This is a genomic window from Streptomyces sp. NPDC051909, from assembly GCF_040681095.1.
Classification (GTDB): Bacteria; Actinomycetota; Actinomycetes; order Streptomycetales; family Streptomycetaceae; genus Streptomyces.
Genome location: NZ_JBFAYA010000008.1, coordinates 236,281 through 259,340 on the forward strand (window position 1 = coordinate 236,281; position 23,060 = coordinate 259,340).

The 23,060-nt window shown below is 72.4% G+C and carries 22 protein-coding genes and 1 riboswitch; of the genes, 14 read left to right on the top strand and 8 right to left on the bottom strand.

All coding sequences use genetic code 11. From position 1 onward, the window contains the following. The first annotated feature begins 140 nt into the window (after positions 1-140). The 4 genes from AB0M18_RS15710 (at position 141) to AB0M18_RS15725 (ending at position 5,005) form a co-directional block, all read left to right on the top strand. Entirely contained in the window at positions 141-1,556 is a 1,416-nt protein-coding gene (locus AB0M18_RS15710; RefSeq protein WP_365758060.1) for an aminopeptidase P family protein, read from the top strand. A 197-nt stretch (positions 1,557-1,753) separates the two neighbouring features. Beyond that, complete coding sequence (locus AB0M18_RS15715; protein ID WP_365758062.1) at positions 1,754-2,857, top strand: substrate-binding domain-containing protein; 1,104 nt, start codon at positions 1,754-1,756, stop codon at positions 2,855-2,857. A 43-nt stretch (positions 2,858-2,900) separates the two neighbouring features. Continuing rightward, complete coding sequence (locus AB0M18_RS15720; RefSeq protein WP_365758064.1) at positions 2,901-3,704, top strand: ATP-binding cassette domain-containing protein; 804 nt, start codon at positions 2,901-2,903, stop codon at positions 3,702-3,704. Next, complete coding sequence (locus AB0M18_RS15725; RefSeq protein ID WP_365758066.1) at positions 3,701-5,005, top strand: sugar ABC transporter permease; 1,305 nt, start codon at positions 3,701-3,703, stop codon at positions 5,003-5,005. Before AB0M18_RS15720 ends, AB0M18_RS15725 begins: the two co-directional genes overlap by 4 nt. Before the next feature lie 34 nt (positions 5,006-5,039). Here AB0M18_RS15725 and AB0M18_RS15730 read toward each other — a convergent pair whose 3' ends face one another. Continuing rightward, the gene (locus tag AB0M18_RS15730; protein WP_365758068.1) at positions 5,040-6,245 is read right to left on the bottom strand and encodes an alpha/beta hydrolase; all 1,206 of its coding nucleotides are present in this window, start codon (positions 6,243-6,245) and stop codon (positions 5,040-5,042) included. Positions 6,246-6,413: 168 nt separating this feature from the next. On the opposite strand from AB0M18_RS15730, the gene AB0M18_RS15735 reads away from it, so the two are divergent. The 3 genes from AB0M18_RS15735 (at position 6,414) to AB0M18_RS15745 (ending at position 8,149) form a co-directional block, all read left to right on the top strand. After that, positions 6,414-6,620, top strand: coding sequence for an antitoxin (locus AB0M18_RS15735; RefSeq protein WP_365758070.1), 207 nt, complete (start codon positions 6,414-6,416; stop codon positions 6,618-6,620). Between the two features lie 192 nt (positions 6,621-6,812). Beyond that, entirely contained in the window at positions 6,813-7,682 is an 870-nt protein-coding gene (locus AB0M18_RS15740; protein WP_365758072.1) for a SigB/SigF/SigG family RNA polymerase sigma factor, read from the top strand. A gap of 185 nt (positions 7,683-7,867) precedes the next feature. Further along, positions 7,868-8,149: a hypothetical protein gene (locus AB0M18_RS15745; RefSeq protein WP_365758075.1), complete on the top strand. Its 282-nt coding sequence runs from the start codon at positions 7,868-7,870 to the stop codon at positions 8,147-8,149. A gap of 37 nt (positions 8,150-8,186) precedes the next feature. Here AB0M18_RS15745 and AB0M18_RS15750 read toward each other — a convergent pair whose 3' ends face one another. Next, positions 8,187-8,438, bottom strand: a complete 252-nt coding sequence (locus tag AB0M18_RS15750; RefSeq protein ID WP_365758077.1) for an EF-hand domain-containing protein — start codon at positions 8,436-8,438, stop codon at positions 8,187-8,189. 125 nt (positions 8,439-8,563) lie between these two features. After that, positions 8,564-11,380: a hypothetical protein gene (locus AB0M18_RS15755; protein WP_365758079.1), complete on the bottom strand. Its 2,817-nt coding sequence runs from the start codon at positions 11,378-11,380 to the stop codon at positions 8,564-8,566. Positions 11,381-11,941: 561 nt separating this feature from the next. After that, positions 11,942-12,097: riboswitch (cyclic di-AMP (ydaO/yuaA leader) on the top strand. Positions 12,098-12,101: 4 nt separating this feature from the next. On the opposite strand from AB0M18_RS15755, the gene AB0M18_RS15760 reads away from it, so the two are divergent. From AB0M18_RS15760 to AB0M18_RS15790, 7 genes are all read left to right on the top strand, one after another. Continuing rightward, positions 12,102-12,971 (top strand): LysM peptidoglycan-binding domain-containing protein, encoded by an 870-nt coding sequence (locus AB0M18_RS15760; RefSeq protein WP_365758081.1) that lies wholly within the window; start codon positions 12,102-12,104, stop codon positions 12,969-12,971. 163 nt (positions 12,972-13,134) lie between these two features. Continuing rightward, on the top strand, positions 13,135-13,947 hold the full coding sequence (locus tag AB0M18_RS15765; protein ID WP_365758083.1) for a polysaccharide deacetylase family protein: 813 nt from the start codon (positions 13,135-13,137) through the stop codon (positions 13,945-13,947). 92 nt (positions 13,948-14,039) lie between these two features. After that, entirely contained in the window at positions 14,040-14,402 is a 363-nt protein-coding gene (locus AB0M18_RS15770) for a zinc ribbon domain-containing protein YjdM (RefSeq protein WP_365758085.1), read from the top strand. 150 nt (positions 14,403-14,552) lie between these two features. Then, on the top strand, positions 14,553-14,903 hold the full coding sequence (locus tag AB0M18_RS15775; RefSeq protein ID WP_365758087.1) for a metalloregulator ArsR/SmtB family transcription factor: 351 nt from the start codon (positions 14,553-14,555) through the stop codon (positions 14,901-14,903). 55 nt (positions 14,904-14,958) lie between these two features. After that, on the top strand, positions 14,959-15,372 hold the full coding sequence (locus AB0M18_RS15780) for a hypothetical protein (RefSeq protein ID WP_365758089.1): 414 nt from the start codon (positions 14,959-14,961) through the stop codon (positions 15,370-15,372). A gap of 66 nt (positions 15,373-15,438) precedes the next feature. Then, complete coding sequence (locus tag AB0M18_RS15785; protein ID WP_365758092.1) at positions 15,439-16,689, top strand: MFS transporter; 1,251 nt, start codon at positions 15,439-15,441, stop codon at positions 16,687-16,689. A 559-nt stretch (positions 16,690-17,248) separates the two neighbouring features. After that, positions 17,249-18,316: a hypothetical protein gene (locus AB0M18_RS15790; protein WP_365758094.1), complete on the top strand. Its 1,068-nt coding sequence runs from the start codon at positions 17,249-17,251 to the stop codon at positions 18,314-18,316. Between the two features lie 97 nt (positions 18,317-18,413). On the opposite strand, the gene AB0M18_RS15795 is transcribed toward AB0M18_RS15790, so the two are convergent. Genes AB0M18_RS15795 through AB0M18_RS15815 form a run of 5 tightly spaced genes read right to left on the bottom strand, consistent with a single transcriptional unit; the run spans position 18,414 to position 22,908 of the window. After that, positions 18,414-19,865, bottom strand: a complete 1,452-nt coding sequence (locus AB0M18_RS15795; protein ID WP_365758096.1) for a cytochrome P450 — start codon at positions 19,863-19,865, stop codon at positions 18,414-18,416. Then, a complete protein-coding gene (locus AB0M18_RS15800; protein ID WP_365758098.1) occupies positions 19,862-20,485 on the bottom strand; it encodes an ATP/GTP-binding protein in 624 nt (207 codons plus the stop codon). Before AB0M18_RS15800 ends, AB0M18_RS15795 begins: the two co-directional genes overlap by 4 nt. Beyond that, entirely contained in the window at positions 20,466-20,822 is a 357-nt protein-coding gene (locus AB0M18_RS15805; protein ID WP_365758100.1) for a DUF742 domain-containing protein, read from the bottom strand. The genes AB0M18_RS15800 and AB0M18_RS15805 overlap by 20 nt, the downstream gene beginning before the upstream one ends. After that, positions 20,819-21,199 carry a roadblock/LC7 domain-containing protein gene (locus AB0M18_RS15810; RefSeq protein WP_365758102.1) on the bottom strand — a complete coding sequence of 127 codons (381 nt, stop codon included), beginning with the start codon at positions 21,197-21,199 and terminating at the stop codon, positions 20,819-20,821. Before AB0M18_RS15810 ends, AB0M18_RS15805 begins: the two co-directional genes overlap by 4 nt. A gap of 29 nt (positions 21,200-21,228) precedes the next feature. Beyond that, positions 21,229-22,908 carry a sensor histidine kinase gene (locus AB0M18_RS15815; RefSeq protein ID WP_365758104.1) on the bottom strand — a complete coding sequence of 560 codons (1,680 nt, stop codon included), beginning with the start codon at positions 22,906-22,908 and terminating at the stop codon, positions 21,229-21,231. Positions 22,909-23,060 lie beyond the last annotated feature (152 nt).

Here is a 23,060-nt window from a genome sequence, read left to right on the forward strand (position 1 = left end):
CGGCGCCGCCCCCTCCCACCCGTGGCCGATCAGTGCCACTGGCACTCCCGTGCACCCACGGCCCTCCGCGCCCACTACCGTCCGCGACGGACCGCACACCGACCGGAGCGGTCCCTTCCACCCGGACGAAGGGGTACGACGTGGCCAAGGCCCGCAAGAACGGTCTCTACACGGGCATCTCCGCGGAGCTGTCCGCGCTCATGCGCACCGGCTGGGCGGACACCGAGCGGCACGACCTGACGCCCGATCCGCAGGCCCCGCACGCGGCCCGCCGCCGGGCCGCGCTGTCCGCCCGGTTCCCCGGCGAGCGGCTCGTGATCCCCTCGGGCAACCTCAAGGCGCGCTCCAACGACGACACCTACCCGTTCCGCCCGTACTCCGGCTATGTGCACATGACCGGCGACCAGGCCCGCGACGGCGCCCTCGTGCTCGAACCCCGCGCCGACGGCGGCCACGACGCCTACTGCTACCAGCTGCCGCGCGACGCCCGCGACGACGACGAGTTCTGGAGCGGCTACACCGCCGAGCTCTGGATGGGCCGCCGCCGCTCCCTCGCCGAGGCCGAGACCGTGCTCGGACTGCCCTGCCGCGACGTCCGCACCGCCGCCGCCGACCTCGCCGCCTCCACCGGCACCGTCCCCACCCGGATCGTCCGCGGCGTCGACCCGGCCCTGGAGGCCGCCGTCACCACCGACGAGGACCGCGACGACGAGCTGGAGGAGGTGCTCAGCGAGCTGCGCCTGATCAAGGACGACTGGGAGATCGGCGAGATGCGCCGGGCCGTCGACTCCACCGTCCGCGGCTTCACCGACGCCGTCGCCGAGCTGTCCCGCGCCGTGGCGACCTCCGAACGCTGGATCGAGGGCACCTTCTACCGCCGTGCCCGCCTGGAGGGCAACTCCGTCGGCTACGGCTCCATCTGCGCGGCCGGCGACCACGCCACGATCATGCACTGGACCACCAACGACGGCCCGGTCCGCCCCGGCGAGCTGCTGCTGTTCGACGCCGGCGTGGAGACCACCTCGCTCTACACCGCCGACGTCACCCGCACCCTCCCCGTCAGCGGCACCTTCACCGACGTGCAGCGCACGGTCTACGACGCGGTGTACGAGGCCCAGGAGGCCGGCATGGCCGCCGTGAAGCCCGGCGCCGCCTACCGCGACTTCCACGAGGCCGCCCAGCGCCACCTCGCCGCCCGGCTCGTCGACTGGGGCTTCATCGAGGGACCCGCCGAGCGCGCCTACGAACTCGGCCTCCAGCGCCGCTTCACCATGGCCGGCACCGGCCACATGCTCGGCCTCGACGTCCACGACTGCGCGCACGCCCGCAACGAGGAGTACGTCGACGGTGTCCTGGAGCCCGGCATGGTGCTCACCGTCGAGCCCGGCCTCTACTTCCAGCCGGACGACCTGACCGTCCCCGAGGAGTGGCGCGGCATCGGCGTCCGCATCGAGGACGACCTGCTCGTCACCGAGGACGGCCACGAGAACCTGTCCGCCGGACTGCCCCGCTCCTCCGACGAGGTCGAGGCCTGGATGGCCCGCGTCGCCGGCTGACCCGCACCGCCTGTTCCGCCGCCGCCCCGCCGCCCGTGTCCCGTACGGGCGGCGGCGCCGCGAATGGTCGCCTTCACCGGTTGGAGCTAGGGTCGATACGTAGGCCATAAGTGCGCCGACGCTCCCGCGGTCGGGCGGATTTCGCAGCCCCACAGTCCCGCGGTGAAGGGACGGAGGGCGCGCGGAAGGAGCCGGCCATGACCCGTACATTGCGAGCGGCGATCAGCGTCGCGGGAGCCGTGGCGCTGTCCCTGAGTCTGGGCGCGTGCAGCTCCGACGCCGACCAGTCGACGGGCTCGGAGACGAGCGCGGCGCAGGGCGGCCAGGTGAAGATCGGCCTGTTGCTCCCGGAGAGCAAGACCACGCGGTACGAGAAGTTCGACCGCCCCTACATCGAGGCGAAGATCCAGGAGCTGGCGCCAGGCGCCCAGGTCGACTACTACAACGCCGCCGAGAGCGCGACCACGCAGCAGCAGCAGGTCAACACCGCGCTCGCCAAGGGCGATCAGGTGCTGATCCTGGACGCCGTGGACAGCAAGTCGATCCAGTCCTCCGTGGAGAAGGCCAACGCCGCGGGCGTGAAGGTCGTCGCCTACGACCGCCTCGCACAGGGCCCGGTCGACTCCTATGTCTCGTACGACAACCGCAAGGTCGGCGAGCTGCAGGGCAAGGCGCTCCTCGACGCGCTGGGCGACAAGGCGAAGTCCGGCGTGATCGTGATGCACAACGGCTCGCCCACCGACCCGAACGCCGGCGAGTTCAAGGCCGGCGCGCACTCCGTCCTCGACGGCAAGGTGCAGATCGGCAAGGAGTACGACACTCCCAACTGGGACCCGAACAACGCCAACCAGCAGATGTCCGGCGCCATCAGCGCGCTCGGCAAGGACAAGATCGTCGGCGTCTACTCCGCCAACGACGGCCTCGCCGCCGGCATCTCCACCGCCCTCAAGGCGGCCGGCATGAGCGTGCCGCTGACCGGGCAGGACGCCCAACTCGACGCGATCCAGCGGATCCTGATCGGCGATCAGACGATCACGATCATGAAGCCGTACAAGCCCGAGGCCGACATCGCCGCCACGATGGCCGTCGACTTCGCCGAGGGCAAGGCGCTCACGAAGGACCTCGTCCCCCTCACCGTCACCAACGGCAGCGGCGACAAGGTCCCGGCCAACCTGCTGACCCCGATCGTGGTCGACAAGACCAACATCGGTGACACCGTCGTCAAGGACGGTCTCTACACGGTCGACGAGATCTGCACGCCGACGTACGAGGCCGCGTGCAAGCAGGCCGGACTGGAGTAACCGGCCCGGTACGGGCCCTGGTATGGGTCGGAGGCGGTCAACCGTGCCCGAAGCACCTGTGCTGTCACTACGGGGGATCTCCAAGCGGTTCGGCGCGGTCCAGGCCCTGTCGGACTTCGACCTGGAGGTGAACGCCGGAGAAGTCGTCGCCCTCGTCGGCGACAACGGCGCCGGCAAGTCGACCGCCATCAAGGCGATCGCCGGGGTCAACCCGCCCGACGACGGGGTCATCGAATGGCAGGGACGGCGGGTCTCCATCAGCCGGCCCCACGACGCCCAGCACCTCGGGATCGCCACCGTCTACCAGGACCTCGCGCTGTGCGACAACCTCGACGTGGTCGGCAACCTGTTCCTCGGGCGGGAACTGCGCCGCTTCGGCGTGCTCGACGAGGTCCGCATGGAGCAGCGCTCCCGCGAACTGCTCCACACCCTGTCCATCCGCATCCCCAGCGTCCGCATCCCCGTGGCGTCGCTGTCCGGCGGCCAGCGCCAGACGGTGGCGATCGCCCGCTCGCTCATCGGCGACCCCAAGGTCGTCCTGCTCGACGAGCCCACCGCCGCGCTGGGCGTCGAACAGACCGCCGAGGTGCTCGACCTCGTCGAACGGCTCCGCGGTCACGGTCTGGGGACCATCCTCATCAGCCACAACATGGTCGACGTGATGGCCGTCGCGGACCGGATCGCGGTGCTGCGGCTCGGCCGCAACAACGGCGTCTTCGACAGACGCTCCACCACCACCGAGGAGATCATCTCCGCGATCACCGGGGCCACCGAGAGCGCCGTGACCCGGCGTCAGGCCCGCATCCGCGAGCAGCGGGAGGCACGTGGGGAGGAGGACCTGCCATGAGCGGCGACCGCGACCCCGGCGGGACGCCCGGGCCCGAGCGGCCCGAGGACGCCGGCACCCAGGCACCGGCGCCCGAGGCCATGCCCGCCGTCGACACCCGCCTCATCGTCCGCGAGGAGGGACTGCGCGGTTACGTCGGCGAGTTCAAGCGCAAGATGCGCAGCGGCGAACTCGGCTCCCTGCCCGTCGTCGTCGCCCTGATCATCATCTGGACGGTCTTCGGCAGCCTCGACAGCACCTTCCTCTCCGCGCAGAACCTCTCCGACCTCAGCCAGCAGATCGTCGGCACCGGCATGATCGCCGTCGGCATCGTCTTCGTGCTGCTGCTCGGCGAGATCGACCTGTCCGTCGGCTCCGTCAGCGGCCTGTGCGCGGCCATCTTCGCCGTGCTCAACGTCAACAACGGCATGAACCAATGGCTGGCGCTGCTCGTCGCCGTCGCCGGCGGCGCGGCCGTCGGTCTCATCCAGGGCTTCTTCTTCGCCAAGGTCGGCGTGCCCGCCTTCGTCGTCACCCTGGCCGGCAACCTCGCCTGGAACGGACTCATGCTCCAGGTGCTCGGTGCCACCGGCACCATCAACATCCCCAGCGACACCGTCGTCGCCGAGATGTACTCGACGATCTTCCACAGTCCGGCCACCGCCTACGTCACGGCCGCCGTCGGCGTGGGCCTCTTCCTGCTCTCCTCGCTGCTCGACGCCCGGCGCCGGCAGGCCGCGCGCGTGCCGTTCCGGCCGATCGCCGAGATCGTGCTGCGTACGGTCGTCATCGCGGCCATCGCCTTCGCCGCCGCGTACATCCTCAACCAGTACCAGGGCCTGCCGCTCGCCCTGCTGATCTTCCTGATCCTGCTGGTCGTGCTCGACCTCGTGCTGCGCCGCACCCGCTACGGACGGCAGATCTTCGCGGTCGGCGGCAACATCGAGGGCGCCCGACGGGCCGGCATCAGCGTGCCCTTCGTGCGGATGAGCGTCTTCACCGTCGCCGGCACCATGGCCGCGGTCGGCGGCCTCTTCCTCGCCGGGCAGATCCAGTCGGCGAGCCAGACCTCCGGCGGCGGCAACCTCCTGATGAACGTCATCGCCGCCGCCGTCATCGGCGGAACCAGCCTGTTCGGCGGACGCGGCTCCGTGTGGTCGGCACTGCTCGGCGCGCTGGTCATCGGCTCGATCCAGTCCGGCATGAACATCATGGGCGTCAGCAACGCCGTCCAGTTCATGATCACCGGATCAGTGCTGCTCGCCGCCGTGGTCGTCGACTCCCTGTCCCGGCGCAGCCAGAAGGCCGCGGGACGCGCCTGACGGCGCCGCCCCGCGACCCGGTGGCCCTGGTGGCTCAGGGCTGCTGGAAGCGCACCTCCGGGTGCAGCGGGCTCGGACCGGTGAGCAGCGGCTGCGGCCGGCCGCGCAGCTGCTGGTCGAAGAAGGCGCCGACATAGGCGCGGGTCACCGTGAGCGCCCGGTCGGCGGGGATGGTGGCGCCCTCGTCCGGCACGCCGAGGCCGCGCAGCAGCACCGGGGCGTCGGTGAAGGTGAAGTGGTTGGCGCCGGACACCGTCAGCCAGCGCCTGAAGCCGTCGAGCGCCTTCCAGGTGGTGTCCCAGCTGCTGTCGACACCGCCCGGCCGGTGCATCTCGTCGTCGGTGCCCAGGAACATGAACGCCCGCCCACCGAGCCCGTCGGCCGGGAGGGTGTCGTGGAACGCGCCGTCCATGTTCACCCCGGCGTCGATCCGCCGGTCCGCGACCATCGCGGTGGCGGCGGCCGCGCCGCCGATCGAGTGCCCGGCCATGCCGATCCGGGTCGGGTCGACGGTCCGCGCGTACGGCCAGGTGGCGACGGCTCGCGGTCCGGTCAGCCGGTCCAGGAGGAAGCGCACGTCCGCCGCCCGTACGGCCGTGACGTCGGCGCCCTTGATCTTCCCGTCGTGCAGCTGCGTACAGGCCACGCAGGTCAGGGCCGGCCTGCCCGGCACGGACATGCCGGAGTTCTCGTAGGCGTGGTCGACCGACGCGACGACGTATCCGCGCGAGGCGAGGTCGGTGGCGAGGCCGGTGAGCAGGAACCGGGGCGCCCCGAAGCCCGGCGAGAGGACCACGAGAGGATGCTTCCCGGGCGCCGGCCGGACGTCCTTCCTGCTGTACGTGTCGATGCCGGCCAGCGCGCGGATGTCGGCGGGATCGGTCTTCTCGACTCCCACCAGGACGAGCCGGGCCTCCTCCTCGGTCGCGTACGGAGCGGGCGCGTCGCCCCGTGCCGTGCGGGCCGCCGGATAGTGGACGGTCACCATCAGCTCCCGCGCGCCCGCCGAGGGCACGTACGGATCGGTCCGCGACCGGTCGACGAGATGAAGCACGGAAGCGCCCACGCCGAACCTGCCGGTCGGCGCCGGGAGCCGGAGCGCCGCGGCCCGGTCGGCCGGGGCGGAGAGGGAGACGGCCGGCGCGGCGGGCGCGGCGGCCTGGGCGGGCAGGGCGGTCGCGGGTAACGCGACGGCACAGGCGAGGAGGGCGGCCGCGGCCGCCCGGCTGAATGCGATCATGCCCAGGACGCTACGGCGCCCCGCACCAGCCCCGCGTCAGACCACGGGCGGAGACCTACGGCGGGTCGTAGACCCCCGGTCGGACCGTCTCCTCCGCCTGAGGATGCGCGTCACCGGCGGGTCCGGGATGCTGGGACGGACCAGGGGGGCCGTCCGAGGAGGGCCGCGATGTCCGTGATGGACAAGCTCAAGCAGATGCTCAAGGGGCACGAGGACCAGGCAGGCAAGGCCGTCGACAAGGCCGGCGACATGGTCGACCAGAAGACCCAGGGCAAGTACAGCAGCCAGGTCGACACGGCCCAGGAGAAGCTCAAGGAACAGCTCGGTGGCACGGACACGAGCCCCGAGCGCAGGGAGCAGCCCCCTCAGCAGTGAGCCACGCCCCCTCACGCATACCCACGGCCGCCCGGCCGGGCCTCAGCGCCCGGCCGGGCGGCCGTCTGTACCGCCTCATTCGTGTCAGACCCGCCCGAAGAGGGAATCCTTCTGTCAGGACGCTCGAACGACGGACCCCCGCCGCCCGCCCTGCTCGCGGCGCAGGCCCACCGCCACCGTCGAAGGAGCCTCATGTCCACCACCGCCTCCGAGACCAGGCGCGCCGCCCTGGACGGGCTGCCCGAGATCGACCGGCCGGCCCGGGTCTCCACCGACGAGGCCCAGACCCTGTCCGCCGCCCTCCTCGTGCGGCTGCGCGAACTGGAACCCGGCACACCCGGCCACGCGTACGTCCGCAACACGCTCGTGGAGCTGAATCTGAGTCTGGTGCGTTTCGCCGCCCGTCGCTTCCGTAACCGGCCCGAGCAGCGTGAGGACATCGTGCAGGTGGGGACCATCGGCCTGATCAAGGCGATCGACCGTTTCGACCCGTCGCGCGGGATCGAGTTCTCCGCCTTCGCGCTGCCCACCGTCGTCGGCGAGATGAAGCGCTTCTTCCGGGACACCAGCTGGGCCGTCCGCGTCCCCCGCCGCCTCCAGGAACTGCGCATCGACCTGGCCAGGACGGGCGACCTCCTGGAGCAGCGGCACGGCCACCGGCCCAGCCGCGCCGAGCTCGCCGAGCACCTCCGGCTCACTGTGGAGCGGGTCGCCGAGGGCGAGCTCGCCGCCCGCGGCTACACGGCCCGCTCCCTGGACGTCTCGCTGTCCGAGGACGACGACACCCCGCCGCTGGTCAGCCGCCGGCTGGCCGCGCCGGAACCGGCGTACGACCTCATCGAGGACCTCACCGCGCTGAAGCCGCTCATCGCCCGAATGGGCGAACGCGACCGCCGCATCCTGTCCCTGCGCTTCGGCCAGGAACTCACCCAGGCCCAGATCGGCGAACGCCTGGGGCTCTCGCAGATGCACATCTCCCGGCTGCTCAACCGGATCCTGGACGAACTGCGGGCCGGCCTGCTCGCCGACGACGGCCCGGCCGCCCTGCCGCGTCGGGCCTGACCGGCCCCGGAACCACCCGGAACGGGTCCGGGAGACCTCCCTGGCCGCCGCCCTCCGACACGCCGCACGAAAGGGTGCATCCGGCACGCTTCTCCGCATACTGGGTGAGCCGCCGTCTGCCCCGCTCATGCCGTCCGGCATGCCGCGAGGCGGGGGTGGCCACCGGGCGGCGGAAGGAGATCGTCATGCTCATCAGCCACGCCTTCGAGGACGGCGTCCTGCACCTGTCGTTCCTCCAGGACCTCGACGTCACCAGCAGAGCAGCGGCCTTCCTCCAGACCGAGGCCCTCCTGCTGTCCCACCGGCCACGCCTCGTCCGGGTCCAGCTGCCCACCGCCGACCCGTCCCCGGCCTCGCTCAGCGCCCTCTCCCGGGCCCGCCGGCTCTGCGAGCACCTCGGCATCCCGCTGACCGTCGTCGGCCCGGTCCACGTCGCCCGCACCCCGCCGCGCCCCACCGCAGCCTAGGAGGTGTCCGGCCGCACAACCGGCCGCCGCGACCACGTCACCAGCCGAAGCGGCGGTTCACGATCCTGGCGAACTCCTCGAAGCTGAGCACCCGGTCTCCGTTCGCGTCGGCCTCGTCGAAGAGCGCCGAGGAGGCGTCCGCGTCCCCGAGGCCCCACGCCGGGATCACCCCCTGTGCGACCAGCGTCGGCCCCTTGGCGCGCAGCGCGGCGATGACCTCGGCGCGCGTCAGGGTGCCGTCGTGGTCGAGATCGAGCGCGTCGAAGAGAACCCGGGCCTTGTCGCTCATCGCGTGTCCGTCCTGTCCGCCGAGGCGGGCGTTCGCATGCGTGCAGTCAGTCGTACGGAAGGACGCCGGGGGCACCTCGCGAGTTGCCCCCGGCGTCCCGGCGTCCGTACGCCCCTCACACCACGCTACGAGGCGTCCCGTACGGTCCCCGTGAACTCCCTGCCCGGCACCTGCCGCCACTCGGCGTCGTACGTGAAGGGCACGGCCCGCAGCGCCTCCGCCGGCTCGGCGACCCCGTCCCGCACGGTCGGCACCCGCACCTCGGTCACCGTCTCGCCCGCCGGTACGGCGAACGCCGCGTACGCGTCCGGGTACTCCGGCCGGGACAGCGGCCGCGCCGGATCGGGCACGGAGCCGTAGGTGTCCCGAACCCACTCCGGGTCGAGATCGGCCGTGGACAGCTCGGGCGCGCCGCCGGCCGGGGCCAGGAAGGAGACGCCGCCGAGGATGTCGGCGTCGGCGGGCCGCGACAGCGTGACCCGCCACACCAGTGCCTGCCCCTCGGCCACCGCGTCGGCGACCGGCGTCACCCGCACCTCGGGCATCGGGTCGTCGTTGCGGGCCGTCACCCCGCCCCGGTGCGCGCCGACGGCGATGCCGCGCACGGCCTTCACGAAGGCGTCGCGGGTCACGTCCCAGCCGTACCGCGTGTTCCCCTCCACCGGCACCCGTACGTCGATGTCCTGGTGCCCCGGGCGGACCGTCACCACCCGGGAGGTGAACCCGTCGGCCCCGTCGGCCCCGTCGGCGCCGGGCTTCGGGGCGAACAGGCGCACCTGACCGCTGCCCGAGCCGGAGACGGTCACCGGCACCCGGTACGTCCGCACCCCGGAGTCGCCCTCGTCGACCGTGAGCCGCCCGACGTCCACCCGCGGCAGCGCGACCGGACGCACCGCCGGCAGACCCGGGCGGAAGCCCCAGGAGTCCACCAGCCAGGCCCGGCCCTCCGCGGTGCGCGGGGCCAGTTCGAGCGCGGCGATGTTCCTCAGATCGAGGCGCGCCCGGACCGCCGGGGACAGCGGGACGCGGACCTCCCGCGCCCAGTACGAGGCGGTGCGCTCACTGCCCGGCAGCCCGTCCACCCGCACCCGGCCGAGGGCCGCCCGGCGGCCCGAGGCGTCGGCCACGGTCACGTCGAGCTCCGTGCCCTTGGTGTTCGGCGGCACGACCACCCGCAGCGCGAGCGACTCGGCGCCCGCGAGGGACACCGGCCGCTCCGACCGCACCGTGACCGGCGTGCCCGTACGGGTCCAGCGCAGCGCGACGGCATCGCGGCCCGGCTCGGGCGAGGTCTCCCAGGACGCGAAGTGCGGCGACTGCCCGCCCTCGTCGGGCGCCAGGCACGCGCGGGCGGCGTCGGGGTCGATCTGTGCGCACAGCCGGCCCGCGCCGGACACGGTCAGGGCCGCCGCGGCCCCGGGCGAACCAGGTACGAACGCCGGGACGCGGCCCGCCCCCACGGCGTGCGTGAGCACCCGCGCCGGGCCCGCCGACGGCGCCCGCCGGCCGGTGCCGTCGAGCAGCGGCCGCACCCGGTCGTCACCCGCCACGAACAGCCGGGCGGCGGCCGCGATGTAGGCGGCGCCCGCCGCCTGCTGCTGCGGCGCGGCGAGGCGCGTCCGGGTGCCGGGGGAGCAGACCGGATCGGGCTGCTCCCCGTCGGACCAGAAGTCGTCCACGGCCGGCGCCTTCGCCTGGCCCGGCGTCCACTCGCTGTTGAAGAAGTTGTGGTTGGCGCCCACCACGTACACCGCGCTGTGCAGGGCCGCGCCCCGGCTGACACCGCGCGTGGCGTCCAGGTACAACTGCCCCTGCAGATCGGACACATCGCCGTCGCAGCCGGGCAGGATCGTCATCGACGGCACGTCCGGGACCGGGTTCTGGCCGAAGATCGTCGGCCCGATGAGGACATCGCCGCGGATCTTCCAGCGCACCGGCCCCCGGTAGCCGTCCTGGCCGGCGGGCGGCGCGGACAGACTGTCGAGGGCCGCCCGGTTCACGCCCTCGCCGCCCCGCGAGTGCCCGACCAGCAGGACGCGGGAGAGGTCGGCGGCCGCCGCGGCCTTCCGCACCACCGCCGGCGCCTTGTCCGGGTGCTCGCCCCACTCCGCCCAGCGGGCGAGATGCAGCCGGACCAGCGAGGAACGGGCCTGCGCGCCGCCGTCGTCCGCCCGGTGGTCCTGCCCGTTGACGCCGTTCGCGGACACCGACAGCGTCACGTACCCCTGCGAGGCGAGCAGCTTCTGCGCCGCCCCGTATCCCTGATGACTCGGTATCGGCCGCATGCCCGCCGGGCACGGCCACTCGCCCGATCCCTCCTCCACACCCGGCTTGTAGCAGGTGCCGTGCCGGCCGTGCAGGAACAGCGCCACCGGCCGCCTCCCCGGCGCGCCCGCCGGCGCCGTCACGGCGGCGCGCATCTCGACCGGCTCGGGGAAGCCGGGCAGCCGCACGTCCTTCAGCGCGTACTCGCCGGACACGGTGCGGTACGGGCCGGGGACCCCCGGATCCACCGGATTCGCCGGCAGCGGCGCCTCAGGCCGTGCCCCGGGATCTGCCGGAGCCGCCGGCCGCAGACGGGGCGCCTGGGCCGGCGCCTCGGCATCGAGCCGCCGTCCGCCCGCCGTGACGCTCAACCGCGCCCCGCCGTCCACCCGTTCAGCCCCGATGGCGAGCCGGAACGACCGCCCGTCCGCCGCGGCCTCCGGGTACCCGAGCAGTCTCCCGTCGACCCGGAACTCGACCCGGGCATCCCCCATCGGCACGGCCTCCTCGGCCGTCCACACCAACTCCCGCCCCGCACCGCTTCCGGCGACCCGCCACCCCTCGGGCAGCCCTGCCGCGGCGGATCCGGTGACGGCGGCCGAGGCGGTGTCCGGTTGCGCGTACGCGAGCCCCGGCGACACACCCGCCAGGGCCATGAGCGTCACGGCGGTGGTCATGCCGCGTGTGACACGTATCAAAGCGCTCTACCTCACGATCGTTCTCGTCCAGCACGCTTCCGGGCGCCTGCGATCCCCCGGGCGCCCCTCTTGCCCCCGGAGGACGGGGGAGGGAGAGACGGGGTTGCCCGGCGGGGGAGGGGTGGCCGGTTCTGATCCCTGACCGTCGGCGGACCGACGAAGGGCCACCGCCCGCCGTCGGGCGGTGCCGGATCAAAACGGACGATGTCCGGCTATTCCATTGCAATGCCGAAATGCCGAGGTGATTCATGAAGGGGGTAATTCGAGCCGGAAAGGTGGGCAGGCGGCGCCGATCGGTCAGGGGTGATGTGGGTCACCTGGGACCGGTCTCCGGAAGGGCCTCCGGAATGCTGTCGCGGCGTCAGGAGCGGCCGGACGGAAAAGGATTGGGGTGAGGGGTGGGAGCGGGCGTGATGATCCTTTTGAATTTGCCCGCAGATCGATTTCGCGTGATGAATTCCCTCCTTGTTTTCGATATTTGTCTTCGCATACGGTCGCCCCGAAACCGGACGGAAACGCCGAATCCTGCCGCCGCCCGGTCGACCGCACTCACCACACTTCCGGCAGGAGCGGGGGACCCAGGTTCGCCGCCGGCCCCGGTCTCCGGGGACGGCTCGGGGTGAAGCCGCGCGCAGCGCGGCCGGGCATCTCCTGCCCGAACCCGACAGCTCACCTCGCAGGCGAAGGAGAGGAACTCGCCATGCGTGGATCCGGCAAGCACCGCCGCCCGAAGAACGCCCCGCTCGCCCGCGGCATCGCCGCCGTCGGCCTCACCGGCAGCGCCGCCCTCGCCCTGCCCCTGGCCGGCGCCACCACCGCCGGCGCGGCCACCCCGGCCGTCGCTCCCTCCGTCGCAGTGGCAAAGCAGACGCCTCTTTCGGCGCCTTCAGTGGCCCCCTTCACAGCCCCGGCGGCCGTGAAGGCGGCGCCGGTGAGGTATTCCGTCGTGGCCGGTGACTCGCTGTCGAAGATCGCCCACAGGTACGGGGTCCAGGGCGGCTGGAAGAAGCTCTACAAGGACAACCGTCGCGTCGTCGGCGGCGACCCGCGCCTGATCCACCCGGGGCAGAAGCTCACCGTCGCCGGAACCGCCGCGAAGGCCGCGGCCAAGGCGGCCAAGGCGCCCAAGGCGGCCAAGGCCGGCACGAGCGTGGCCGCCGCCTCGGCCCCCGCGAAGGCCGTTCGGTCGAAGGCGGTCCAGGCCGTCGCGACCTCCACCGGCTCCGCCACGTCCGCGGGCTACACGTACGCCGACAACCTCGAGGGCTGGATCCGCGAGTCCCTCGACATCATGGCCCGCGAAGGCATCCCCGGCAGCTTCGACGGCATCTACCGCAACATCATGCGCGAGTCCTCCGGCAACCCGCGGGCCATCAACAACTGGGACTCCAACGCCCTCGCCGGCACCCCCTCCAAGGGCCTCCTCCAGGTGATCGACCCCACCTTCCGCGCCTACCACGTGGCCGGCACCTCGCTCGACCCGTACGACCCGGTCGCCAACATCACCGCGGCCTGCAACTACGCCGCCGACCGCTACGGCTCCATCGACAACGTCTTCGGCGCCTACTGACGGACCGTCGCCCGCGGGCGCCGCGCACGGCACCCGCGGGCACGTCGACCCGCCCCCGGCCACCTGGCCCACATTCCTCACGCGATCAGGTGAAACCTTCTCGGCCGTTCCTCCGTCCTCTCCTGCGGGAGCCGTCGGGAGAGTCACGGGGAGTGGGCAGCACATGGGGCTGAAGAGTAAGTACACGCCGCAGATAGCCGCGGTCGCGTCGGCGGTCGCGCTGAGCCTGGCCGCCTGGGGGGCCGCCGTGTTGACGGACACGGAGGCGGAGGCGCGGGACGGCGGAGGAGCCGGGGCGCGGCAGGAGCAGCGCGTGCCGCCCACCGAGGACGGGAAGGGCCCGGAGCAGGTCAAGCCGGCGAAGGTCCCGGTGAGCATCGCGCACGCCACCGAGGCGGGCGGGAAGTCGGTGAGCATCACCATCGACGACGGTCCCGACCCGAACTGGACGCCCCAGATGCTCGACATCCTCAAGGAGAACGGCGTCAAGGCCACGTTCTGCATGGTCGGGCCGCGTGCCAAGGAGCACCCGGAGCTGGTGAAGCGGGTCGTCGCCGAGGGGCACCGGCTCTGCGACCACACCATGGACCACGACACCACCATGGACAAGAAGCCGGTCGCGTACCAGCGGCAGCAGATCCTCGACGCGAAGCGGTTGATCGAGGAGGCGGCCGGCGGCGCGAAGATCGAGTACTACCGGGCGCCGGGCGGCGCGTTCACGCCCGACAGCCGGAAGATCGCCGCGGCCGAGGGCATGCGCCCACTCGGCTGGAACGTGGACACCAAGGACTTCGAGCGCCCGGGTACCGCGGCCATCGTCGGCACCGTGAAGAACGAGCTGTCCAACGGCCCCACCATCCTCTTCCACGACGGCGGCGGCGACCGCAGCCAGACCGTCGCGGCCCTCCGCCAGGTCCTGCCCTGGCTGAAGGAACAGGGCCACCCGACCAGCTTCCCGGTCCGCACCGCACCCTGACCGGGCCGGCGCCGTCCCGCCCGGAGGCCGCACTGCCCACCGGGCGGGTTGCCGATTTTCGCAATTCGATCGGCTGCTCATAGAATCGAGGGGTGAACGAGAACCTTCCCCCGTGCCCCGAGTGCTCCGGCGTCTACACCTACGAGATGGGCTCGCTGCTCGTGTGCCCCGAATGCGGCCACGAGTGGTCGGCCTCCGCCGCCGAGGCGGGCTCCGACGACGCCGCCGGCGGCGCGAAGGTGATCCGGGACTCCGTCGGCAATGTCCTCGCCGACGGCGACACGGTGACCGTGGTCAAGACCCTCAAGGTGAAGGGCAGCCCCAGCGGCATCAAGGCGGGCACCAAGGTCCGCAACATCCGCCTGGTCGACGGTGTCGACGGCCACGACATCGACTGCAAGGTCGACGGCTTCGGCCCCATGCAGCTGAAGTCCAGCGTGGTCAAGAAGGCCTGACCTTCGAGGGCGTTGCAGCGGGACGCCGCGAAGACGCGAGGATGGTCCCATGACGAAGAGTTCTGACTGCACACGATCGACGTGGCGAGGGCGCGGACGGCCGGGCGCGGACGCGCCCTCGGCGCTCCCCGGGAAGGGGCGGTGGGCACCGTGAGCGCGCCGCTCTACCAGCTGAAGGCGGAATTCTTCAAGACGCTCGGCCATCCCGTGCGCATCCGCGTCCTGGAGCTGCTCAGCCTGCGGGAACACGCGGTCTCGGAGATGCTGGCCGAGGTCGGCGTCGAGCCCGCGCACCTCTCCCAGCAGCTCGCCGTGCTGCGCCGCGCCAACCTGGTCGTGGCGCGCCGTGAGGGCTCGGCGGTCCGCTACACGCTCACCGACCCGCAGGTCGCGCAGCTCCTGGTGGTCGCCCGCGCGATCCTGTCCGGCGTCCTGGCCGGGCAGGCCGAACTCCTGGCCGACCTCCGCGCCAGCGGAACGGCGGTCGCACCGCCCGAGTAGGCCCACGTCACCGCACCGGCCACTGACGGCGGCACCGTTGTCAGTGGCCGGTGTCATGCTCCCCGGTGTGACCACGACATGGAGCCTCCTCGACCTCGACGGCGCCCTGCGCGCATCCTGGGCCGCCGACACCAGCTCGCCCGACTACCGGACCCAGTGGCAGCCGGACAACCCCGCCTGGGGCCACTGCGACATCACCGCCCTGATCGTGAACGACCTCTTCGGCGGCGACCTCGTCGTCGGCGAGGTCCACCTGGCCGGCGAGCAGCACGGCTACCACTGGTGGAACCGCCTCCCCAACGGCATCGACCTCGATCTGACCCGCGAACAGTTCCGCCGGGGCGAGCAGGTCAGCGCCGAGCGCGTCGTCGAACGCCCTCCGGGCCCCCTGCCCCGCCGCTGGGACGCATACCTGCTGCTGCGCACGCGGGTCGCCGCGCACCTGGGAAGGCTGCCCGAACCCGCGTAGGGGCCGTGACGTGCCCCGGTCCCTGTTAGCCTCACCGTCATGATCACGACAGGGTTAGGGAGACGCTTGCGTCGCGGCGGGCCCGAAGCCGGTCCGCAGCGGGCTCTGATCGCCGCCAGTTTCGTCAGCCGGGTCGGCAACGGGCTCTTCAACGCCGCCGCCGTCCTCTACTTCACCTTCGTCGTGCACCTGCCCGCCACACAGGTGGGAGCGGGACTGACGATCGCCGGGCTCTGCGGCCTGGCAGCCGGCATACCGGCCGGGAACCTGGCCGACCGGTACGGGCCGCGCGCTGTCTCGCTGACGGCCCAGGCCGTGCTGGCCCTCACCATGGCGTCTTTCGTCCTCATCGACAGCTGGCTCGCCTTCACCCTCGTCGCCACTCTGGACCGGCTGGCCGCCACCGCGAGCGGCGCCGCGGGCGGAGCACTCGTCGCCAGGGTCGGCGGCGAGCGGCCAGCCGCGTTCCGGGCCCGACTGCGGACCTTCGTCAATCTCGGCGTCGTCGTCGGCACCCTGGGCGCGGCCGTCGCCCTCCAGATCGACACCCGCCCCGCCTATACCGCGCTGATCCTCGCCAACGCCGCCAGCTTCGCCTGCGCCGGACTGATCGTGCTGATAGGCGTCCCGAACTACCGGCCCCTGCCCAAGCCCGAGAACCACCGTCAGTGGTCCGTCCTCGCCGACCGGCCGTATGTGTCCTTCGTCGCGCTCTACAGCGCCATGGGCCTGCAGTACCAAGCCGTCTCCCTGCTCCTGCCGATCTGGCTCGCCGCCCACACCGACGCACCACGCTGGACCGTGGCCGCGGTCTACGCGGTCAACAGCGGCGTCTGCGTGCTGCTCCAGAGCCGCCTCGGCGCCAGGGTCGAGACCCCGCGCCAGGGCGGCCGCGCCTTCCGCCGAGCCGGACTCCTGTTCCTGATCAGCTGCCCGCTGATGGCGCTGACCGCCGATGTTCCCGTCTGGGTCGCAGCGGCGCTCGCGGTCCTCGCGGTGTGTGTCCACAGCATCGGAGAGGTCTGGGAGTCCTCGGGCGGCTACGCCCTCGGCTTCGGCCTCGCCCCCGACCACGCCCAGGGCCAGTACCAGGGCCTCTTCGGCATCGGCTTCAACGCGGGCCAGGCCCTCGCCCCGCTGGTCCTGACCGGCGCGGTCCTCGCCCTCGGCCACACGGGCTGGCTGCTCCTCGGCGTCTTCCTCGCGGCCCTGGGCGCGGCGGGACCTCCGGTGGCGGCATGGGCCGAGCGCACCCGCCCCGGGCGTCCGGGGACGCAAGCCGCGTCCCCGCTGCCGGAGAGCGGTCGCCGAGGCTGAACGGGTGCCTTCACGGGCGATGGGCGGTGCGTACGCCACCGCGACCTTCGGACGCGGGTTCGCTTCGGATCCCGGACCCTTGGCCCTCTCCGGCGCGCGCCCCCCGTCCGCCCGCCATCACGCCCGCCCGTGCGCCCGCTGGCGCCGTCGCGGCGGAGGGTGTAGAGCCGCCGGCGGTGTCGTACGGGCCCGGTCGGCGCCCCGTGTGTCCCGCCCGTCCCCTGCACCCTGCCCCGGCACACCGAACGCACACAGAACGAGCAGCTTCCGAACCCTCGCTATCAACGGCGAGCGGAATAAAGCCACTTGGGGTTGCAGTTCGGCCAAGGTGGGCAGGTTTGGGGTTCAGGACCTGGGGAATGGTCCGCCGTCAGTGGCACTGGCGACGGAGATCGGTCCGGTGGGGCGGAGAGAGAAGGAGTGTGCCGCGGCGTGCCGTGGTCTCGCGGCGCGTCCCGCCGGCGGGCCGTGCCGCCGCTGCCCGGGCGCCCCGAGGTGAGAACGACGCGATGGTGGTCCGCACAGTGGAACGGGCCGAGGAACGAAGGAGGTTGGTCCCATGACAGTGCGTGCCGTCGAGCTCCCCGAGCTGTGGATGCCCCACCCGGTGCGGGTGAACCCGTATCTGCCGGGTCTGCGCGCGGAGACCGAGACCTGGGCGCGCGAGATGGGGATGCTGCACGGCGACGGAGGGCGGAGAGCGTACGACGGGATATGGACACGGTCCCAGTTCCACGCCATGACGGTGGACCAGCTGACCGCCTGGTGCCTTCCCGACGCCTCGCCGGCCGATCTGCGGCTCAATCACCGGTTCAACATCTGGGCACTCGCCTGGGACGACTACTTCGCCAACGCCTTCAAGCGGACCGGTGACCTCCCGGGCGCGCTCGCCTTCACCGCCCGGCTGCACGATTTTCTGCGCCCCGAGATACCCGCCCGGCTCCCGTATCCGGAAAACGCCGTGGAACGCGGAATCGCCGATCTCCAGGCGCAGTTCTTCCCGCCCCGCCTCGCGCACTGGCGGCTGGAATTCAACCGGGCCCTGGCGAAATACATCGACGCGGGGGTGACGGAACTCGCCAACAGCCTCGCCGGGCGTGTTCCCAGCCTCATCGAATACGCGCCGTTCCGGCGGGAGAGCTTCGCCGCGCATACCGCGCCCTATTCCGTCGAACTCTCCACCCGCGCGCGAATACCCGAGGCGATACGCGACAGCGGCACCGTCCGCAGCCTCCTCGACGCCTTCATGGACTTCATGGGCCTGGCCAACGACCTCGCCTCCTACGAACGGGAGGTCCACGAGGAGTACGACGTCAACAACCTGGTGGTCGTCATCGGAGAGTCCCTCGGACTGCCCCTGCACGACGCCGTGCCCGCCTCCGTCCACCTCGTCAACTCCCGCCTCCGCGACTTCGAGTACCTGCGGACCCACGAACTCCCGCAGCTCGTACGGCAGTCAGGGCTCCACCCCGACGAGCGCGACGAGCTCGACGCCTGGATGGCGGGCGCGTGCGGCTTCCTCTCCGGGCTGCACGCCTGGTACACCGGGGCACCTCGCTACGTACCCGCCGACCCCACCGTTCCGGAACAGCGCGGCCTCGACGAGCGGTACCCGCCCGGCGCGTGAGCGACGGGAACCCGCCGGGACCGCCCGGACACGCCGGAGGGGGCGCCGGCACCCGTGTGCCGACGCCCCCTCCGAACTCCGGAGACCGCGGAAGTCCCTAGCGGCGGGACAGCCGACGCCGCAGTCGCGCCCACCAAGAGCCCCGGGCCGCCGGCGGGCGCTGCTCCGCGACCGGTGCGGTCTCCGGCCACGGGCCCGCCGCCGGCATCCCGCTGCTCTTCGTCGGCGGCGCCGGCAGCGGCGCCGGCAGGTCCTGCGTCCGGGGCTGCCGGGGCGCGAACCGTACCGGAAGCGCCGTCAGGTGCCGTGCCCAGGTGGAGGAACGCCAGGACAGCTCCTCCTCCGGCACCGCGAGGGAGATGTCCGGCAGCCGGGTCAGCAGGATGTCGATGCCGGTGTCGGCGATGATGCGGCCGATGTCCTGACCGGGGCACTCGTGGCTGCCCGCGCTGAAGGACAGGTGCGCCCGGTTGTGGTGCACGGGCGTCGCCGGATCCGGCCGGATCGACTGGTCGACGTTGCCCGCGGCCAGGCCGAGCAGCAGCATGTCGCCCGCCTTGATCCGCTGCCCGCCGAGGGTGGTGTCGCCGTTGGCCCAGCGGCCCGGGCACACCATCAGCGGCGGCTCGTCCCACAGCACCTGCTCGACGGCCTCCGGCAGGGTCATCTGACCGCCGGCCAGCGAACCGCGGAAGCGGTGGTCGGTGACCACCATCCGCAGCACGTTGGACATCAGGTTGGCCGTCGTCTCGTAACCGGCGAGCAGGATCAGCCGCAGGTGGTGCTGCACCTCCTCGTCGGTGAGACCGGCCGGGTGGGCGAGCAGCGCCGACGCGATGTCCTGCCCCGGCCGTGACCGCTTGGCGACGACCAGCTCCTCCAGGGCCTTGAGGACGAAGGCGTTGCTGGCGAGCGAGGTCTCGGTCCCCTTGAACAGGTCACGCGCGGCGTGCACCAGTTCCGGGCCGGACTCGTCCGACATGCCGAGGAGGTGGATGAGGGTGAGCATCGGCAGGTGCTCGGTGAACTGGTTGACCAGCTCCGACTCGCCGCTCTCGCAGAACCCGTCGATCAACTGGTGCGCGAAGCGGGTGATGTGACGGCGAAGGCCGCGGTGGTCGAACTGGTCCAGGCCCGCCGTGACCGCCCCGCGCAGCCGCTGGTGCTCCTCGCCGTCCGCGCACACGCAGTCCGGCCGCCAGCCGATCATGGGGACGAGCGGCGAGGTGGCGGGGTCGATCTCGCCGCTGCGCCAGCCGTGCCAGACCCGCGGGTCGCGCGAGTACTGGGTGGCGCGGGTGGCGACGTCGCGGTTCTCGGTGTAGCCGAGGACGAGCCAGGCGCGCACGTCGCCGTCGAGCAGGACGGGCGCGACCGCTCCGTGCGCGGCGCGCAGCTTCTCGTACAGACCCATGGGGTCGGTGGCCGCGGTGGGGCCGTACAGCCGGGTGGTGCCGTCGGGACCGGTGGCCGCCGCGTGTGCCGGGCAGCCCGGCGGCGGCAGGAGATCGGTCTCCGGGCCGGCGTGATCGGAGGGTGGGACGGTCATACGGGGGTCTCCTGGGCGGCGAGGGTGCACAGGTAGACCATCAGCGAGAGCAGCGCGTCACGGCAGGACGCCCGGTCGCGGGCGTCGCACGTGACGATGGGGACGGACTCGCCGAGGGCCAGCGCAGTGCGCAGTTCGGGCAGGGGGTACTGCGGAGCTTCCGGGAAGGTGTTGACGGCCACGACGAAGGGGACCCGGCGGTCCTCGAGGCGGGTGATGACCTCGAAGCACACCTCGATCCGCCGGGTGTCGACGAGGACGACCGCGCCGAGCGCGCCTTCGAAGATCCCGTTCCACAGGAACCAGAAGCGCTCCTGTCCCGGGGTCCCGAAGAGATAGAGGACCAGCTCCTCGTTGATGCTGATCCGGCCGAAGTCCATCGCGACGGTCGTGGTGCTCTTCCCCGCGGCGCCGGGATTGTTGTCGATCCCGACACCCGCCTGGGTCATGTTCTCCTCGGTGGTCAGCGGCTTGATCTCGCTGACCGCACCGACCATCGTGGTCTTGCCGACGCCGAAGCCGCCGACGACCACCACCTTGACTCCCCGGGCGCCGTGCGGCAGCAGCACATCGGTGCCGCGCGGGCCCGCCAGGGGGGCCTCAGAGCTTGCGTAGTCCATGGATCACCGCCTCCAACAGGCCGCGTTCGGGAAATGCCGCGACGGGCACGGGTGCGATGGCTTCCACACGTTCGTCCTCGACGAGTTGGGACAGGAGCACGGTGACGACACTGAACGGAAGGCTGAGGTAGGCCGACACCTCGGCCACCGACAGCGGGTACTGGCACATGGTGAGGATGGCGGCGGTCTCGGGCTGCATCGAAGGCTCGGGCGCGGACCGCGACGCGATCAGGGTGACGAGGTTGAAGGCCTTCTCCCCGGAGCCCTGGCCACCGGTGATGACGTAGAGCGGAACGGGGGTGCCTTCGTCCCAAGGGCCGTGGTTCTCTGATGTCACATCGCCTGCCGCACGTCATCACGGGGCGGACTCGTCATGTGCTGACCGATCCGCACCACCAGCGTCCGCATCCGGTCGCCGAGCAGCCCCGCGTCCACCTCCTCGTCGGCGAGCACCGCGAGGTACGCGCCGGGGCCGGCCGCCATGAGGGAGAAGTAGCCGCCGTCGGCCTCGATCCCGACCATCCGCGTCGAGCCGTCGCCGTGCGGGAACATCTGCGCGATGGCCTTGGCCAGGCTCTGGATGCCGGAACAGGCGGCCGCGATCGAGTCGGCGGTGTCGGGCGTGGTGTTCGCCTGGCCGATGCACAGGCCGTCCGAGGAGAGGACGACCACGTGGCGCACGTACGGAACGCTGCCCACGAGCTCCGTGAGCATCCAGTCAATGTTGGGCAGTGGCTGCATGGTTACTCGACCTCATCTGACGGATCGCTGTGGGGAGTGGAGGGATCGGCGGCCGTTCGCTTCTCGCCGTTGAAGGCCTCCCACATCAGCCCCGGCTGGCGCGGCGTGCCGTTGCGCCGGGGGAGGGTCGGCGTCTCCGGGGGAGTGCTGCCCGTGCGGACGACCGGGGTGGGGACGGGCGACACACGGCGGCGCTGCGGGAGCCCGTTGACGGTCTTCCCCGGCTCGCCGGAATCGGTCGCGCCGGTGCCGGTGCCGGTGCCGGTCGCGCCGGAGTCCGCCGAGGACCTGAACGGCGCGGTCGTGAACGGCGCGGAGGACGGGGCGGAGGACGGGGCGGAGGACGACGGCGAGGGGGTGGCGGGAGCGGCGGGGGCCGGGACCGCGGCGTGGCGGGCGGTCGAGGTCCGGGCGGGCGCGGGGGCCGGTGCGGACGCGGACGCGGGCGCGGGCATCGGGGCCGGCGCGGGCGGGATGACCGTGGGCGGCGGCGGGGGCGGCGGGAAGGCCGGGCCGCCGGAGCGCTTCCGGTGGGTCTCGTGGGGGGCTCTCATGACAGGCTGCTGCACCGTGGTGATCAGGCGTCGGGGTACGAGGATGACGGCCCGCACGCCGCCGTACGCGGAGGTGCGCAGGTCGACCTCGCAGCCGTGCTCGCGGGCCAGCCGGCTCACGACGGGGAGGCCGAGCTGGGTGACCTCGCCCAGGCCCGCCAGGAAGATGCCCGTGGCCGACTGCGTCATGACGCGGTCGATGCGCTGCCGGACCTCTTCGGTCAGGCCGACGCCGCGGTCCTCGATCTCGATCGCGATGCCGGAGGGCACCTCGCTCGCGGTGACCTCCACCGGGGTGTGCGGCGGGGAGAAGGTCGTGGCGTTGTCGAGGAGTTCGGCGAGCAGGTGGATCAGCGGCTCGGCGCCGGGGCCGATCACGGCCACCTCGGTCACCGCCTGCAGCCGTACGCGGGGGTAGTCGACGATACGGGACATGGCGCCGCGCAGGACGTCGTAGAGCGGGATCGCCTTCGACCACTGACGGCCGGGCCGGGCGTCGCCGAGCACGGCGATGCTGGCCGCGAGGCGGCCGATCAGCGCGTTGCGGTGGTCGATGTCCTGCAGACCGCGCGAGACGACGATGTCCGTGCCGTGCAGGATCTGCATGGCGTGCAGGTCCTTGGCGAGCTGGTGGACGATCGCCTGGACGCGGCGGGCGACCGCGACGAGGGCGCGCTGCGACGAGTCGCGGGTGCTCTCCTCGGCCTCGACGGCTTCCAGGAGGGTCCGCAGGGCTCCCTTCAGCGCCTCGGTGAACTCGTCGTCGAGGTGGTCGCCGAAGGAGACGGACTGCATGATGTCCGACGCGCTCTCGCCCTTCTGCAATCGGGCCACGGCCGCCGGCAGCAGCTCGTCGGCCAGCCACCGGGTGGTGGAGCGCTGGTCCGCGAGCCGGCCGAGCAGCGCCGCCTCGCGCCGGGCGTAGTACTCCCGCGCCTCGGTGGCCGCCTGCGTCCGGCGGGCCGAGTCGGACGTACGCAGCCGGCGCATGGTCACGGCCGAGGTGACGGCCGTGAGGGCGACGGCCACCAGGCCGTACCAGGCGAGCGACGACCGTATCTGCGCGGAGGAGAAGAACAACCCTATGGCGAAGACGCCGGCCAGGGCTCCGGGAGGAATGAGCCACACCGGAGCCGCGTTCCGCGGCCTGGCTCTGGAAGTCGAAGCTGCACGAACCATCAAAAGGGTCCCTCAACAGACGGAAATGAGCGGACTAATGAACGAGGGGAACGAATGAGCGGGAAAGAATGTGTGCGCGAGCGGGCGAGAGCGCTGCGGCA

Bases quoted from the DNA above. Each gene is read 5' to 3' on its own strand.
- AB0M18_RS15715 (WP_365758062.1), top strand. From the start codon at position 1,754: ATGACCCGTACATTGCGAGCGGCGATCAGCGTCGCGGGAGCCGTGGCG.
- AB0M18_RS15725 (WP_365758066.1), top strand. From the start codon at position 3,701: ATGAGCGGCGACCGCGACCCCGGCGGGACGCCCGGGCCCGAGCGGCCC.
- AB0M18_RS15730 (WP_365758068.1), bottom strand. From the start codon at position 6,245: ATGATCGCATTCAGCCGGGCGGCCGCGGCCGCCCTCCTCGCCTGTGCC.
- AB0M18_RS15735 (WP_365758070.1), top strand. From the start codon at position 6,414: ATGTCCGTGATGGACAAGCTCAAGCAGATGCTCAAGGGGCACGAGGAC.
- AB0M18_RS15740 (WP_365758072.1), top strand. From the start codon at position 6,813: ATGTCCACCACCGCCTCCGAGACCAGGCGCGCCGCCCTGGACGGGCTG.
- AB0M18_RS15745 (WP_365758075.1), top strand. From the start codon at position 7,868: ATGCTCATCAGCCACGCCTTCGAGGACGGCGTCCTGCACCTGTCGTTC.
- AB0M18_RS15750 (WP_365758077.1), bottom strand. From the start codon at position 8,438: ATGAGCGACAAGGCCCGGGTTCTCTTCGACGCGCTCGATCTCGACCAC.
- AB0M18_RS15755 (WP_365758079.1), bottom strand. From the start codon at position 11,380: ATGACCACCGCCGTGACGCTCATGGCCCTGGCGGGTGTGTCGCCGGGG.
- AB0M18_RS15760 (WP_365758081.1), top strand. From the start codon at position 12,102: ATGCGTGGATCCGGCAAGCACCGCCGCCCGAAGAACGCCCCGCTCGCC.
- AB0M18_RS15765 (WP_365758083.1), top strand. From the start codon at position 13,135: ATGGGGCTGAAGAGTAAGTACACGCCGCAGATAGCCGCGGTCGCGTCG.
- AB0M18_RS15780 (WP_365758089.1), top strand. From the start codon at position 14,959: ATGCTCCCCGGTGTGACCACGACATGGAGCCTCCTCGACCTCGACGGC.
- AB0M18_RS15790 (WP_365758094.1), top strand. From the start codon at position 17,249: ATGACAGTGCGTGCCGTCGAGCTCCCCGAGCTGTGGATGCCCCACCCG.
- AB0M18_RS15795 (WP_365758096.1), bottom strand. From the start codon at position 19,865: ATGACCGTCCCACCCTCCGATCACGCCGGCCCGGAGACCGATCTCCTG.
- AB0M18_RS15800 (WP_365758098.1), bottom strand. From the start codon at position 20,485: ATGGACTACGCAAGCTCTGAGGCCCCCCTGGCGGGCCCGCGCGGCACC.
- AB0M18_RS15810 (WP_365758102.1), bottom strand. From the start codon at position 21,199: ATGCTCACGGAGCTCGTGGGCAGCGTTCCGTACGTGCGCCACGTGGTC.